Origin of the sequence: Mycobacterium sp. 48b, from assembly GCF_048282725.1 — a bacterium.
GTDB lineage: Bacteria > Actinomycetota > Actinomycetes > Mycobacteriales > Mycobacteriaceae > Mycobacterium.
Genome location: NZ_JBLVUL010000001.1, coordinates 4,706,365 through 4,721,641, shown reverse-complemented (window position 1 = coordinate 4,721,641; position 15,277 = coordinate 4,706,365). Strand labels below are relative to the sequence as shown.

Here is a 15,277-nt window from a genome sequence, read left to right as displayed (position 1 = left end):
GTGAAAACAGCCCTGATCGCCCTGACCGCCGGTCTGACCCTCGCGACCGCCGGTTGCTCCCTGGACTCTGCGACGAAGTCTTCCGACACCGTCGACGTCGTCGTCGGCTACCAGTCCAAGACCATCAACACCGTCACCGCAGGCACCCTGTTGCGCGCCCAGGGGTACCTGGAACGCCGCCTTGCCGACATCACCACCCGTACCGGCACCAAGTACAACGTGACGTGGCAGGACTACGACACCGGTGCCCCGATCACCGCGCAGATGGTGGCCGAGAAGATCGACATCGGTTCGATGGGCGATTACCCGATGCTCATCAACGGGTCCAAGACGCAGGCCAACGAACGCGCCAAGACCGAGATCGTCTCGGTCACCGGGTACAACCCGAAAGGCGCGCTGAACATGGTTGTGGTGGCGCCGGATTCGCCGGCCAAGTCGTTGACCGACCTGGCCGGGAAGAAGGTCTCGGCCAGTGTCGGCTCGGCCGGCCACGGCATGCTGGTACAAGCCCTCGGCAAGGCCGGGATCGACGCCAAGACCGGTGTCGAGGTGCTCAACCAGCAGCCCCAGGTCGGCGCGTCGTCGCTGGAATCCGGTCAGGTCCAAGCGCTTTCGCAGTTCGTCGCCTGGCCGGGTCTGCTGGTTCACCAGGGCAAGGCCAAGCTGCTGTACGACGGTGCCGAACTGAATTACCCGACCCTGCACGGCGTGGTGGTACGCCGGGCGTATGCGGCAGAACATCCGGAGGTGCTCGACGCCTTCCTGCAGGCGCAACTCGATGCCACCGACTTCCTCAACACCAAGCCGTTGGAGGCGGCGCGCCTGGTGGCCGAGGGCAGTGGGCTGCCGCAGGAGGTCGTCTATCTGTACAACGGGCCGGGCGGCACCTCTTTCGACACCACGCTCAAGCCGTCGCTGGTGGATGCGCTCAAAGGCGATGTGCCCTATCTGAAGTCGATCGACAACTTCGCCGACCTCGATGTGACCGGTTTCGTACAGGACGGACCGCTGCGGGCCGCGTACTCCGCGCGTGGTCAGGATTACGACAAGGCATTGAACTCCAACGTCAACCCGTCGGCGTTGAGCGGCACAGACCCGGTGTGCAACACCGCCGTCGACAACCCCGCCACGGCCGGTGAACTCTGGCTCGACGGGTCGGACACCACCGCCGCGGCCGCGACGCCGGTCTGCCTGCTCAAGGCGATCCGGCAGGCAGAAGCCGAGGGCAAGAAGGTCCGGGCCGCCTACGTCTCCGACGCCGAGCTGGGCACTCGGTGGTTCGCGGACAAGGCCGTGTGGGTGCGCCTGCCGTCGCCCGGTGCCGAGGGGTACCTGCCCTTCGGTACCCAGGCGGGTGCCGAACGCTATGCGGCCGCGCATCCCGGCGCGGCGATCGTCGACTACCGGCAGGCCCTGGCAGGTGCGGTGTGACCACAACCGATATCCCGCCCGTTGCGGTAGGTGACCCCCCGGCCCCGCCGGAGGCGGAGCATTCCCGGCGCGCATCCTCGGTCTGGCCGCGTCGTCTGGTGCGGTTGGCGTCGGTGGTCGGGGCGGTCGTCCTCTGGCAGCTGCTGACCGCCAACGATGTGCGGCTGGGCCTGCGGTTCGACACTTTGCCGACCGTCACCGAAATCACTGCGGCCCTGGTGAACCGGCTGGGCACGCCGGAGTACTGGCTGGACCTCGGGCAGTCGCTGATCCGGATTCTCACCGGGTTCGGGATCGCCGCGGTGGTCGGTGTGATCACCGGAATCCTGCTGGGGCGCACCGCGTTGTTCGCCGACATCTTCGGACCACTCACCGAATTGGCCCGGCCGATACCGGCCATCGCCATGGTGCCGGTGGCGATCCTGCTGTTCCCCAACGATGAGGCGGGAATCGTGTTCATCACGTTCCTGGCCGCCTACTTCCCGATCATGGTGAGTGTCCGGCATGCGGTGCGTGCCCTGCCGACCATCTGGGAGGACTCGGTGCGCACGCTCGGCGGTGGCCGCCTCGACGTGCTGCGCCAGGTGGTGCTGCCGGGCATCCTGCCGGGGCTGTTCGGCGGACTCTCGGTCGGCATGGGGGTGGCCTGGATCTGCGTGGTCTCGGCCGAGATGATCTCGGGCCGCCTCGGTGTCGGCTACCGCACCTGGCAGGCCTACACGGTGCTGAACTATCCCGACGTGTTCGTCGGCATCATCACGATCGGCGTCCTCGGTTTCCTCACCGCCGCGGCGGTCGAACTGATCGGCCGCCGGGTGACCCGCTGGCTGCCCCGTGGTGAGGAGGCGAACAGATGACCGCTGTCACGACTGCCACTGGCATGCGACTCGAGCTTGACCGAATCCGGCTGTCCTACACCGGTACTCCGGTGATCGACGACCTGAGTCTCACCGTCGAGCCCGGTGAGATCTTGGTGCTCACCGGTCCGTCGGGATGCGGCAAGTCCACGGTGTTGCGCGCGTTGACCGGACTGTTGCGGCCAGACGGCGGCCGGGTGCTGGCCGACGGCGATCCGGTCACCACCACCTCACGGGACCGGGGCATGGTGTTCCAGGACAGCGCGCTGCTGCCGTGGCGGACGGTACGGTCCAATATCGAACTGGCCCTGCAACTCCGCGGTGAACCGAAGGCCGGGCGCAAGGAACGGGCCGACCGCTGGATCGCCGAGGTCGGGCTGTCCGGGTTCGCCGACTTCCTGCCGAAGAACCTGTCCGGTGGTATGCGGCAGCGGGTTCAGCTCGCCCGCGGCCTGGCGGGCGCACCGCGGGCGGTGATGATGGACGAGCCGTTCGCGGCACTGGACACCCAGACCCGGGCAGCCATGCAGCGGTTGCTGATCGACACCTGGCAGGCCCATCCCACCACGATCGTGTTCGTCACCCACGACGTCGACGAAGCGCTCACGCTCGGGGACCGCGTCGCGGTGCTCGGTCGCGCCGGGCACCCGTTGCGGGCCCTCATCGAGGTGGGCCTGCCCCGAACCGATCACCCCGAACGATCCGCGCTGCGCGCCGAGATCATTGCCGCCCTGGAGCAACCGTGACCGAACTGACCGAGATCCCCGACTTCACCGACCCCGTCCGCATCGACTGCGACGTGCTGGTGATCGGTGGCGGCACCGCCGGTACGATGGCCGCGCTCACCGCTGCCGAGAACGGTGCCCAGGTGTTGCTGCTGGAGAAGGCCCATGTCCGGCATTCCGGTGCCCTGGCCATGGGCATGGACGGCGTCAACAACGCCGTCATCCCGGGCAAGGCCGAGCCTGAGGACTACGTCGCCGAGATCACCCGCGCCAACGACGGAATCGTCAACCAACGCACCGTCTATCAGACCGCAACCCGTGGATTCGCCATGGTGCAGCGGCTGGAGCGGTACGGAGTCAAATTCGAGAAGGACGAGCACGGTGAGTACGCCGTGCGGCGCGTCCACCGATCCGGCTCCTACGTGCTGCCGATGCCAGAGGGCAAGGACGTCAAGAAGGCGCTCTACCGGGTGCTGCGCCAACGATCGATGCGCGAGAAGATCCGTATCGAGAACCGGCTCATGCCGGTACGGGTGCTGACCGATCAGGGAAGGGCGGTCGGCGCAGCCGCATTCAACACCCGCACGGGAGAATTCGTCACCGTCGCGGCCAAGGCTGTCATCCTGTCCACCGGGGCGTGCGGCCGTCTCGGTCTGCCCGCGTCGGGGTACCTGTACGGCACCTACGAGAACCCCACCAACGCCGGTGACGGATACGCCATGGCCTACCACGCCGGCGCCGAACTGTCGGGGATCGAGTGCTTCCAGGTCAATCCGCTGATCAAGGACTACAACGGCCCGGCATGTGCCTACGTGGCCAACCCGTTCGGCGGTTATCAGGTCAATGCGCTGGGGGAGCGGTTCGTCGACTCCGACTACTGGTCGGGCCAGATGATGGCCGAGGTCAAGGAAGAGATCGAATCGGCCCGCGGGCCGATCTACCTCAAGGTCAGCCACCTGCCCGACGAGACGCTGACCACGCTGGAGAACATCCTGCACACCACGGAGCGACCCACCCGCGGAACGTTCCACGCCAACCGCGGGCACGATTACCGCACTCACGACATCGAGATGCACATCTCCGAGATCGGCTTGTGCTCAGGGCATTCCGCGTCCGGTGTGTGGGTGGACGAGCATGCCCGCACCACGGTGCCCGGCCTGTACGCGGCCGGCGACCTCGCGTGCGTACCACACAACTACATGATCGGTGCCTTCGTCTACGGCGATCTCGCCGGCGAACATGCGGCCTCGACACTGTCGGAAGTGGCTGCGCCCGGCGAGCTTCCGGCCGGCCAGGTGGCGGAGGCCCACGAGCTCATCTACCGTCCGCTGCGGCACCCCGACGGTCCGCCGCAGCCGCAGGTCGAGTTCAAGCTGCGGCGGTTCGTCAACGACTATGTGGCGCCGCCGAAGACCGCCACCAAGTTGTCGATCGCGGTGCAGACCTTCGAGCGCATGGCGGCCGAGGTCGAGGGCATCGGGGCGCGCACGCCGCACGAACTGATGCGCGCCGCGGAGGTGTCGTTCATCCGCGACTGCGCGGAGATGGCAGCCCGTTCCTCGCTCACCCGGACCGAATCACGCTGGGGTCTGTACCACGAGCGGGCCGACCTGCCCGAGCGTGACGACGCACAGTGGCGCTACCACCTCAACCTCTACAAGGACGCCGACGGCGCGATGAAGTTCGTGAAGCGGCCGGTGGCGCCGTACTTCGTCGCGGTGCCCGAGCTGGACCACCTGACGTCGCACGATCCGGTGACCACCGTCGAGCAACCCGACCTGCATCGCGGCAGGGCGCCCGCGGCCGAACACAGCAGGGTCCGCCCGGCCGGGTCCGCGCAGCCGCCGTCGCCACGTATCGCCGCGGTCCTGGCGTTGGAGGAGCCCTCGCTGGAGGACCTGAGCACCTACCTCGCCGATCCGGACGCCGGGGTGCGCCGAACCGCGGTCGCCACCCTCGTCGAGCATCTGCCCGACGGCTACCAGCCCGCGTTGGTCGCCGCACTGGCCGATGACGACGCCGGGGTGCGGCGGGAAACCGCGGATGCGGTACGTGAACTCGTCGAGGTGCTTCCCGACCCGGGCGCGTTCGCCGACCGGCTGGGGTCCGCGGACCCGGTGGTCCGCGCGGTCACGGTGTACCTGTTGAGTTCCCGGCGCGTGGGCAACGCCCAGGCGTACCGGCTCGCATCGACCGACGCCGATCACCGGGTACGGATCGAGGCCGTGCGGGCCCTGGTGTCGGTCGACGACCATTCCGGGGTGGCGGTGGCCGCCACCGACGAGAACCGGGAAGTGCGGATCGCCGCGGTGGGCGGACTCGCGACCCTGCGCGCCGGTGCCGATGCGGTGCGCGTGGCACTGGGTGATCCCGATCCGCTCGTCCGGGCCGCGGCATTGGCTTCGCTCGGCGCGGTCGGCTGCACCGACGACGACGTCGTCAGTGTCGAGAAGGCGTTCACCGAGTCGGCCTGGCAGATCCGTCAGGGCGCGGCCCGGGCATTGGCCGGGGCCTTGCCGGAGGTGGCGGTGCCCACCCTGTCGCGGGCGCTGGACGACCAGCATCTCGATGTCCGCAAGGCGGCGGTGCTGAGCCTGAGCAGGTGGGCGGGCTCGGAATCGACCGCTCGTGAGGCCCTCACCGTCGCGCTCGACGACAGTGACGCCGACGTGCGTGCATATGCCCGCCAGGCGCTCGCGGGTTGAGCGGCCCTTGCCGGAACGGCAAGATCCGTGCCGCAGCGCGCCGCCGCGCTGATACTGGGCATCGTGCACACCAGCCAGCAGCGCAGGAACGACCAACCGCCGCCGCGGACCGCGAACAGCGAAACCGAGGTCTTGCGGGGGTTTCTCGACTACCTCCGCACCTCGATCGCCGCGAAGGTCGACGGCGCGCCTGAGCCGATGGCACGGACGTTCTCCGTGCCATCGGGCACCACGCTGCTCGGCCTGCTCAATCACCTGACCTATGTCGAACGGTGGATCTTCCTCGGTGAGGACGTCACCGATTGGCAGGCGACGTTCGCTGTCGAAACGTCGCACAGCATCGCCGACGTGGCCGCCCGCTACCGGGATGCCGTCGCGCGCGCCAACGAGGTGCTCGACGGCTGCCACGATCTCGCCGCACCGCTTCCCCGATCGCGGCCGGGGAAGCCCGCGGCCAGCGTCCGTTGGGCGCTGACCCACATGATCGAAGAGACCGGCCGCCATGCGGGTCACGCCGATATTCTGCGAGAACTGATCGACGGCACCACCGGTCGCTGACCGCGCCGGGTCCCGACCCGGTTTTCCCGAACGGAATCAAAGTTCGTCGTTAACGCTGCTAACGACCGGACCTCGGCTTAATCTCGATGCGTGCGACTCGCCTGGCCGCTGACGGGGCGGTTGGAGGAGAGCCGGCTGATCGACGCCGCGCTGGCCTCCGCCGAACTGTCCGGGATCGTGATCTATGGAACCGCCGGAGTTGGCAAGAGCCGTATCGCCCGTGAAGCGCTCTCGACAGCGGGCGGCAACGGCCACGAAACCCGCTGGGCGGTAGGCACATCAGCTGCCCGAGCACTGCCGCTGGGGACGTTCGCACGATGGGTGGGAACCTCGGACGCCGACAGCGTGGCACTGGTCGGCCGGGTGATCGACGGTCTGACCGCCGCGTCGGACGGCCACCAGGTGCTGGTGTGTGTCGACGACGCCCATCTGCTGGACGGGTTGTCCGGCTTCGTATTGCAGCAGATCGTGCAGCGCGGCGCCGCCAAGCTCCTGCTCACCGTGCGTACGGGCTCGCCGGTACCTGCAGAGGTTCAGGTGGCGTGCGACCGCGGGAGGTTCGAGCGGCTGGATCTTCAGCCGTTGTCCCGGGACGAGTCGACCCGTTTGCTGACTGCCGCGCTCGGCGGGCCGCTCGATCACGAAGCGGCGCAGCGGTTGTGGCGGCTGACCCGCGGCAACGTGCTCTATCTTCGCAACATCGTCGAACAGGAGGTCACCCAGGGCCGGCTCGCCTGTCAGGACGGATGCTGGCGGTGGACCGGCGATCCGGTGATGCCGCCCGGGCTGGTCGAACTGATCGAGGCGAGGATCGGCGCGCTGCCGCCCGCGGTGAGCGAGGTGGTCGATGTGCTGGCGGTGGCAGAGCCGATCCAGCTGGACCGGCTGACCGCCATCACCGACGCGGATTCCGTGGCCGCTGCCGAGACACGTGGGCTGATCACGATCGACTCCACCGACCGCGAGGTCCGCGTCGCCCACCCGCTCTACGCCGAGGTGCGACGCAACCGGGTGCCGGGTTCTCGCCTGCGCCGGCTGCGGGGGCTGGTGGCCACCGCGCTCGGTGACCGGGAAGACCGCGACGCCATGCGGGTGGTGGTCCGCCGGGCCACACTGATGCTCGATTCGGATCTGCCGCTCGACCCCGTGTTGTTGACCCGGGCGGCGCAGGGTGCGGTGTGGCTGTCCGATCTGTCGCTGGCCGACCGGCTGGCTGACGGGGCGATCGGGGCCGGCGCCGACGCAGAGGCGAAATTCATTCGCGCGCATGCCTTGTCGTGGCTCAGCCGAGGTGAGGAATCGGACGCGGTGCTCGACGCCATCGAGATCGCCGACCTCACCGACGAAGGACGGGCCCGGCTGGCCTTCCTGCGGGCGTCCAACATGTTGTGGTCACTTGCCGACCCGTCGGGAGCCAAGCGGCATGTCGACGACGCGGCGGTGGACATCCCGACCGCCGCCCGCGCCTGTATCGACGCGTTCTACACGGTGTACTGGGCCGCGATGGGTGATCCGGAACGGGCCAGGGCCGCTTTCAGGGGTCTGGATCTGGACGCTCTGCCCGCCATCGTGGGTGCGGTGACCACGTGGGCGGTGGCGGCGTCGTGCGGCGATGCCGGCCGCGCCGACGAGGCCGTCACCGCCGCCCAGGTTGGTTACCGCATCGCCGACGGTTCGTTCGACGCCGCTCATACGCGGTTCGTCATCGCCGACGCACACATCGGTGCGCTGCTGCTGGCCGGGCGGATCCGTGAGGCGCGCGACGAGGCCGAGCAGTTGAGCCGGCACGCCGCGAACCTGCCCGGCGCGGCACAACTGTTCGGTCTCGCGCTCACGGGCCGGGCAGCTGCCGGAGCCGGGCAGCTCGGTCTCGTGGCCGAACTGCTCGATCAGGTGGTCGAGCTGATGCGGGCCGCGGGGGAGCGCAACGGGTTCGGCTACCGATTTCACCTGCCCCGGGTCACCGCACTGGCCATCCGGGGTCTGGCAGACGAAAGCACCCTGACAGAACTCGACGGATACCGTCATGCCAGCTGGCGCTATCTCGCCTACGAACACACCCTGGTGCGGGCCTGGGTGGCCGCGACCCAGGGTGCGGTCTCGGAGGCCGTTGCCATCGCGCTCGATGCGGCCGATGCCGCCGGGGCGAACGGACAACTGGCGGCCGAGGTGTTGTGCCTGCAGACCGCGGCACAGTTCGGCGACCATTCCCGTCTGGATCGGCTCGACACGTTGACCGGACTGGTCGAGGGGCCGCGAGTTGGTGCTGCCACCGCATTGTGCCGCGCGCTCGCCCACGATGACGGCGACGGGTTGGCAAAGGTATCAAGCGAATTCGAGGGCTTCGGCGATATGGTGGCTGCGGCCGACGCGGCCGGACTCGCGGCGGTGGCGTACCGCCGCAGGGACATGCGCGGCTCGGCGATGGCGTCGGCAGCCCGGGCCACGGCCCTGGCCGAGGCGTGCGGCGGTGCGGCCACCCCGGCATTGCTCGCCGCCGTCGAGCGGCTGCCACTGACCGACCGGGAACGCGAGATCGCCATGCTGATCGGTGCGGGGCTGTCCAGCCGGGCGATCGCCGACCGGTTGCGGCTGTCTGTGCGCACCGTCGAGGGGCACATCTACCGTGCGATGGCGAAAACCGGTGTGTCCACCCGGGCCGGACTGATCGCGCTGCTGCCCCGGCGGCACCGCTGATTCGAGTATGGGGTTACTCGCTTCGGTCCGGCGGAACCGTCGCATCCTGGATCGCATGGCCGACGAAGGCGAGACCCGCGAACAGGCGCTACGGCAGCTGCCTCTGCCGTACTCGCTGGCATTGCGGCTGCGCGACGCCGGGGTCGCCCGCGACGTCGTCTGTGAATACCTCAGCATCGAGGACTCGGCACTCGACGGCCTCTACCGGATCGCGGAGGCCAAACTGGCTGCTGCCGAGTGCCTGTGAGTCAGAGCTCCAGCGCCTGATACGTGCGTCGGACGAATTTGGGTTGTGCGGTCTGCAGTTTCGCCAGCGAGGTGTTGCCGCTGATGGCCGCGGCGTCCACGCCCAGATTCGGATGATTCTGGATCAGATAGATCAGGATCAGGTCTGCGGACGGGTCGGCCTGCCACCAGGTGCCGTAGGCGCCCGGCCAGCTGAAGGTGCCCAACCCGCCCGGGCCGAACAGCTGTCGTGACTTCGCCGGGTCTGTCACCACCGACAGGTTCAGGCCGAAGCCCCGGCCGACCCAGAACGGGGCTCCGAGAAACTGGTGCTGCTTCTGTTCGGGGGTGAGCCGGTCGGCACGCATCAGCCGTACCGACTCTTCGGACAGCACACGGACGCCGTCGACCGTGCCGCCGCCCAGCAACATCCGGGCGAACGTCAAATAGTCGTCGGCGGTGGAGAACAGCCCCGCCCCGCCCGTGCAGAACGGGGGATCGGTGATCGGTGCCGGACCCATCACGTCGTGGGTGAGCTTGTTGTCCGGCGTCAGCTGGTACATCGTCGCCGACCGGCGCCGGCCGGCCGCGTCGACCGAGAACCCGGTGTCGGACATGCCCAGCGGCGTGAAGATCCGCTCGGACAGCACCTGCGACAGCGGCTTGCCCTCGATGCGGGACAGCGCGATCCCCAGCACGTCGGTGGAGTGGCTGTAGGTGAGCCGTTCCCCTGGCTGATGGGCCAACGGCAGTTTGGCCACCTCGGCCAGCCAGCGATCCTGGTCCTGACGCAGCGACAGCTTGCCGTAGGCCGATGCCAGCGGACCCAGCACCGAGAACACGTAGGCCAGGCCGCTGCGATGGGTCATCAGGTCGTCGAAGGTGATGGGGCGCCGTGCGGGCTCGGTGCGGTCCAGTGGTCCGCGCGCCTCGCGCAGCACACGCATGTCGGCCAGCTCCGGCAGCCATCTCGTCACGGGCTCGTTCAGCGCGAGCTTGCCCTCCTCGGCCAGCGTCATCGCCGCGGCCACCGTGACAGGCTTTGTCATGGAGGCGATCCGGAAGATGGTGTCCCGCTGCATCGGCAGCCGGGCGTCGACGTCGCGGTGCCCCAGGGCGTTCACCTGGAGCACGTTGCCCGCCTGCCACACCAGCGTGACCGCGCCGGCCAACAGCCCGGCGTCGATCGCCTCCCGGATGGACGTCTGATTGCCGTCGAGGTTCATCCGCGCCAGCCTATCCAGCGGCGCCGCCGTCATCCGCGCTACCTCCGGGCGTCAGCCTCGACGCCAGCGCCGGCGCGCCCTGACCACGCTCGACCAGTCCTGGTACCCCAGCCGGCGGGCGATCTCGTAATGCGGAATCATGCGGTCGCGCAGGAGATTGTCGGCGACGCCCCGGCGTACCTCGTCCAGGACGGCCCGGTAGGTGGTGCCCTCGCGCTCGAGGTGCCTGCGCAGTGTCCGTGATGCGTAGTGCAGGTGCAGCGCCACGTCTTCCAGCGTGAGGTCGAGCGACGACTGGTCGAGAAGGTGTGCGCGCACCTGCGCGGCGACACCGGTGTGGTGCAACCGCTCGGCGCGGATGCGGTCGCAGTGGCCGACCATCAGCTCGGTCGTGTGCGCGTTCGCCATCGGTGGCGCCAGGTCGAGATATCCCACGTCGTAGACGATCTCGTTGCGGGCGCACCCGAATGACACCGGAACCCGGAAGTAGTCCCGATAGACATCGGGGGAGTCCGTCGCCGGAGCCGCCGGGAAGGCGAACCTGATCTCGCGCAGCGGGACCGCGTCGACGTCGGGGAACGTATCGCGCTGAATCTGCATGACCGCGGTCAGGTCACGTTCGATGACGAACCTCCGGATTCCCTCGGGCATGTCGGCGGCATCGAAGGCCAGGACGTAATGGTCATCGTCGATGCGGGCCGTCATGGTCGAGAAGGCGAAGGTCAGCATCGCGTAGTACAGACCTCGGTGGACCGTGTCCCGCACGCTGGCCGATGCGGCCAGGAGGTAGCCCAGATAGCCGTACGCGGTCAGGTGGTAGCGGCTGCCCAGTTCCACCCCCAGACCGGCACGGTCGGCGGAAACGGCGGCCAGGTTGCGGATCACCGCCAGTTCCTGGCTCGCCTCGACGACGGTGTCCGTGTCGCCCAGGGCGGTGACGTCGAGGTGCGAGCCGGCCAGCAGCGATTCGGCGGGGATCCCGCGCTGGTCCGCCCACTCGCACATGATCGCGACCGAAACCGCTGTGCGCGGGTGGTCCCAGGGGTCGGTCATGGCCGCTATGACCCGGTTGGTCGACTGCAGGACGGGCGAGCCGGGCAGGCGGCTCTGATCTGCGGCTTCGGTGAGGCCCGAGGTCATGCTGGCCAGTTTTGCCGACCCGTGAGGCCCGGTCAACGAGGTCGGAACCTCCGGAAGTGGCCGGAAATGTCGAGTTGTGGCCGGGACGGTCCTGTTGAAGGGGGAGCGGCCGCTCTACGGTTCGGGTGAGTGATTCACATCTCAGTTCGCCCGAAACTGTGTCGGATGACACGCGAGGAGAGGTTCTGGTGAAAGTAAAGGCCGCTGTCGTCGAGGAGATCGGCGCACCATGGACGATCTGCGAGGTTGACCTGGGGGACCCGGTTGCCGGGGAAGTCCAGGTGAAATTGACCGCGTCGGGCCTGTGCCATTCGGACGCGCACGTCGTCGCCGGGAGCAGTCCGGTGCCGTTCATGCCGGTGCTCGGCGGGCATGAGGGCGCCGGCGTGATCACCAAGGTCGGCCCAGGGGTCACCGGGCTGGAGGAGGGCGACCACGTCGTCCTCGCCTTCATACCGGCGTGCGGCACGTGTCCGTCGTGCGCCACCGGTCTGCAGAATCTCTGCGACGAGGGCGCCGGGCTGCTGACCGGGCAGGCTGTCTCCGACAAGACCTACCGGGTGACCCGAGGTGGCCAACCGGTCATCCAGATGTGCCTGCTCGGCACCTTCGCGCCCTACGTCACGGTGAGTCAGGCCTCGGTCGTCAAGATCGAGAAGGATGTGCCGCTGGAGGTGGCCGCGCTGCTGGGCTGTGGTGTCTCCACCGGCTGGGGCTCGGCGACCGAGATCGGCGACACCCATCCGGGCGACACCGTCGTGGTGATGGGCGTCGGCGGCGTCGGGATCAACGCCGTACAGGGTGCTCGGTTCGCGGGTGCCCGGTTCGTCGTCGGGATCGACCCGGTCGACTTCAAGCGGAAGAAGGCGCTCGAATTCGGCGCCACCCACACGTTCGCCTCCGTGGCGGAGGCCGCCGCCGAGTTGCCCGATCTCACGTGGGGAAAGATGGCCGAGGTGTCGATCATCACGGTCGGTGAGATCAAGGGCGAACACATCCAGCAGGCGCTGAGCCTGACCGGCAAGGGTGGACAGGTGATCGTCACCGGCATGGGTGATTTCACCCAGTCGACCGTCGACCTGAACCTGTTCGAGCTGACCCTGCTGCAGAAGCGGGTCCAGGGTGCGGTGTTCGGCGGGGTCGGACCCCGCACCCAGATCCCGAGGCTGCTCGACCTCTACCGCTCCGGAAATCTCAAACTCGACGAGCTCGTCACCACCCGTTACCGCCTCGAGGACATCAACCAGGGATACCGGGACATGTTCGACGGCAAGAACCTTCGCGGCCTCGTCGTCTACTCCGACACCGACTACTGAACCGAACAATGGGGGCATTGATGCAGATCCACGACAGCAACTACATCGACGGAAAGTGGGCGGTTTCGAGCGGAACGACCCGCATACCCGTCATCAACCCGGCCAACGACGAGGTGCTCGCCGAGGTGGTGGCAGGCACCGCCGCCGATGTCGACGCCGCCGTCGCGGCGGCCCGCGCCGCGTTCCCGGCGTGGTCGGCGACACCGGTCGGCGAGCGGGCAGATCACCTCACCGCGATCGCCGGCAAGCTGGCCGAGCGGTCCGAGGATGTGGCCCGCACGATCTCCTCCGAGATGGGTTGTCCCATCACGATTTCCCGGGCGGTCCAGCTGGGGCTGCCGCTCAACAGTTTCGCCGAGGCCGCCAACATCGTGCGGGAGTACGAGTTCGAAAGTGAGTACCGGGGATCGACGATCGTGCGGGAGCCGTTCGGCGTGCTGGGTGCCATCACGCCGTGGAACTACCCCCTGCACCAGATCGCCCTGAAGGTCGCCTACGGACTGGCCGCGGGGAACACCGTGGTCGTCAAACCCAGCGAGGTGACACCACTGTGTGCGCTCGCGCTGACCGAAATCATCGACGAGATCGGCTTGCCCCCAGGCGTGTTCAACCTGGTGTTCGGAACCGGGGCGGATGTCGGCGAGGCGATCGCCGGGCACGACGACGTCGATATCGTCAGCTTCACCGGTTCCACGCGGGCGGGGCGACGGGTGCAGGAAGTCGCGGCCCGCACCGTCAAGCGCGTCTCTCTGGAGCTCGGTGGCAAGAGCCCCAACATCATTCTCGACGACGCAGACCTGGAATCGGTTGTGCCCGCATCGGTCACGACGATGATGCTCAACTCCGGGCAGACCTGCTCGGCGCTGACCCGCATGATCGTCCCGCGCGACAGGCTGGCCGAGGTGGAGGCACTCGCGAAGGCGACCGCCGACGCGCTGCCGGTGGGTGATCCGAGCGACGAAGGGACCGCGCTGGGTCCGCTGTCGTCCCGGGCGCAACAGGAGCGGGTGCTCGGCCACATCCGCACGGCGATGACCGAAGGAGCACGCCTGGTCACCGGCGGCGAGACCGCCACCGACGCTCCCGGTGCCTTCGTACGGCCGACGGTGTTCTCCGATGTCACCGAGGACATGGCGATCCACCGGGAAGAGGTCTTCGGGCCGGTACTCGCGATCGAGGCCTACGACTCGGAGGACGACGCGGTACGGATCGCCAACGCGACGGATTACGGCCTGGCCGGGGCGGTCTGGTCTGCCTCACCGGAGCGTGCAGAGAACATCGCGCGCCGGATCCGCGCGGGCCAGGTGCAGATCAATGCCGGCGCCTTCAATGCCAACGCACCCTTCGGTGGATACAAGCAGTCGGGCAACGGGCGTGAGGCCGGCATCTACGGGCTCGAGGAGTTCCTCGAGATCAAGTCGATTCAGCGGTGACCTGATGCCGCTGGAATTGGTGAGCCAGGCCCTGCTGGCGCAACTGGCCGAGACCCGCGACCCACCGATGCACGAGGGCACGCCTGCGATGGCGCGGATGGCGGGACCGATCTTCGCGGGCATGAGCGGACGCGGACCCGAGGTGGCCGCGGTACGCAACCTCAAGCTCGAGGGCGGCGACGGCGGGAAGTTCCGGGTCCGCGTGCTCGTCCCCGACGGCGAATCCCGTTCGGTGATCGTCTATTTCCACGGTGGCGGTTGGGTGATCGGTGACATCGACCTGCAGTACGACCACGTCGCCCGGCACCTGGCGAATCTCACCAACTCCACGGTGGTCCTGGTGAACTACCGCAAGGCGCCCGAGCACCCGTTTCCGACCGCCATCGAAGACAGCTGGATCGGGTTATGTTGGGCGGCAGAACATTCAGCGGAGTTCGCGTCCTCCGACGTCCCACTGATCGTGGCCGGGGACAGTGCCGGAGGCAACATCGCCGCGGTGTTGGCGCGGTGGGCCCGCGACCGGCAGGGGCCCAGGATCGACTACCAGGCCCTGATCTACCCGGTCACCGACTGCGACTTCGATCGGCCGTCGTACGTGGCGCCCGAAAACCAGCTGATGGTCAGCCGGGACACCATGATCTGGTTCTGGGCGCACTACCTGCCGGACCGGGCCGCCCGTGCGCATCCGGACGCCTCGCCGTTGCGGGCGCCCAGCCTCGCCGGTCTTCCACCGGCCCTCGTCTACGTCGCCGAATACGACCCCCTGCACGACGAAGGCGTTGCCTACGCGACCGCGCTGGCCGACGCCGGCGTGCGCGTGACCCTGGAGGAGGCCGCCGGCCAACTGCACGGGTACTTCCAGATGGCGAACATCCTGCCCGGGTACCAGGCCGGAATCGCGTTGGTCGCCAACCATATCGGCACGTTCATCGAGGCGTACCGGTCCGACCGGAAATCGGAGTGA

The 15,277-nt window shown here is 68.3% G+C and carries 12 protein-coding genes; 10 read left to right on the top strand and 2 right to left on the bottom strand.

The features are described from left to right. The 7 genes from ACNQR1_RS23015 to ACNQR1_RS22985 all read left to right on the top strand — a co-directional run bounded on the left by ACNQR1_RS23015 (position 1) and on the right by ACNQR1_RS22985 (position 9,220). Positions 1-1,431, top strand: a complete 1,431-nt coding sequence (locus ACNQR1_RS23015) for an ABC transporter substrate-binding protein (protein WP_418048009.1) — start codon at positions 1-3, stop codon at positions 1,429-1,431. Positions 1,432-1,526: 95 nt separating this feature from the next. Then, positions 1,527-2,288, top strand: coding sequence for an ABC transporter permease (locus tag ACNQR1_RS23010; RefSeq protein ID WP_418050463.1), 762 nt, complete (start codon positions 1,527-1,529; stop codon positions 2,286-2,288). After that, positions 2,285-3,034, top strand: a complete 750-nt coding sequence (locus ACNQR1_RS23005) for an ABC transporter ATP-binding protein (RefSeq protein ID WP_418048008.1) — start codon at positions 2,285-2,287, stop codon at positions 3,032-3,034. Before ACNQR1_RS23010 ends, ACNQR1_RS23005 begins: the two co-directional genes overlap by 4 nt. A gap of 5 nt (positions 3,035-3,039) precedes the next feature. Continuing rightward, positions 3,040-5,718, top strand: coding sequence for a fumarate reductase/succinate dehydrogenase flavoprotein subunit (locus ACNQR1_RS23000; RefSeq protein ID WP_418050462.1), 2,679 nt, complete (start codon positions 3,040-3,042; stop codon positions 5,716-5,718). Between the two features lie 27 nt (positions 5,719-5,745). Further along, on the top strand, positions 5,746-6,276 hold the full coding sequence (locus tag ACNQR1_RS22995) for a DinB family protein (protein WP_418048007.1): 531 nt from the start codon (positions 5,746-5,748) through the stop codon (positions 6,274-6,276). 90 nt (positions 6,277-6,366) lie between these two features. After that, positions 6,367-8,973 carry a LuxR C-terminal-related transcriptional regulator gene (locus ACNQR1_RS22990; RefSeq protein WP_418048006.1) on the top strand — a complete coding sequence of 869 codons (2,607 nt, stop codon included), beginning with the start codon at positions 6,367-6,369 and terminating at the stop codon, positions 8,971-8,973. Positions 8,974-9,028: 55 nt separating this feature from the next. Continuing rightward, positions 9,029-9,220 (top strand): hypothetical protein, encoded by a 192-nt coding sequence (locus ACNQR1_RS22985; RefSeq protein ID WP_418048005.1) that lies wholly within the window; start codon positions 9,029-9,031, stop codon positions 9,218-9,220. 1 nt (position 9,221) lies between these two features. On the opposite strand, the gene ACNQR1_RS22980 is transcribed toward ACNQR1_RS22985, so the two are convergent. Together ACNQR1_RS22980 and ACNQR1_RS22975 are read right to left on the bottom strand one after the other, a co-directional pair. Next, complete coding sequence (locus ACNQR1_RS22980) at positions 9,222-10,424, bottom strand: serine hydrolase domain-containing protein (RefSeq protein WP_418050461.1); 1,203 nt, start codon at positions 10,422-10,424, stop codon at positions 9,222-9,224. 51 nt (positions 10,425-10,475) lie between these two features. Next, positions 10,476-11,564 (bottom strand): AraC family transcriptional regulator ligand-binding domain-containing protein, encoded by a 1,089-nt coding sequence (locus ACNQR1_RS22975; RefSeq protein ID WP_418048004.1) that lies wholly within the window; start codon positions 11,562-11,564, stop codon positions 10,476-10,478. Between the two features lie 188 nt (positions 11,565-11,752). On the opposite strand from ACNQR1_RS22975, the gene ACNQR1_RS22970 reads away from it, so the two are divergent. Genes ACNQR1_RS22970 through ACNQR1_RS22960 form a run of 3 tightly spaced genes read left to right on the top strand, consistent with a single transcriptional unit; the run spans position 11,753 to position 15,277 of the window. After that, positions 11,753-12,880 (top strand): NDMA-dependent alcohol dehydrogenase, encoded by a 1,128-nt coding sequence (locus tag ACNQR1_RS22970; protein WP_418048003.1) that lies wholly within the window; start codon positions 11,753-11,755, stop codon positions 12,878-12,880. 20 nt (positions 12,881-12,900) lie between these two features. Continuing rightward, positions 12,901-14,313 carry an aldehyde dehydrogenase family protein gene (locus ACNQR1_RS22965; protein WP_418048002.1) on the top strand — a complete coding sequence of 471 codons (1,413 nt, stop codon included), beginning with the start codon at positions 12,901-12,903 and terminating at the stop codon, positions 14,311-14,313. 4 nt (positions 14,314-14,317) lie between these two features. Continuing rightward, complete coding sequence (locus ACNQR1_RS22960; RefSeq protein WP_418048001.1) at positions 14,318-15,277, top strand: alpha/beta hydrolase; 960 nt, start codon at positions 14,318-14,320, stop codon at positions 15,275-15,277.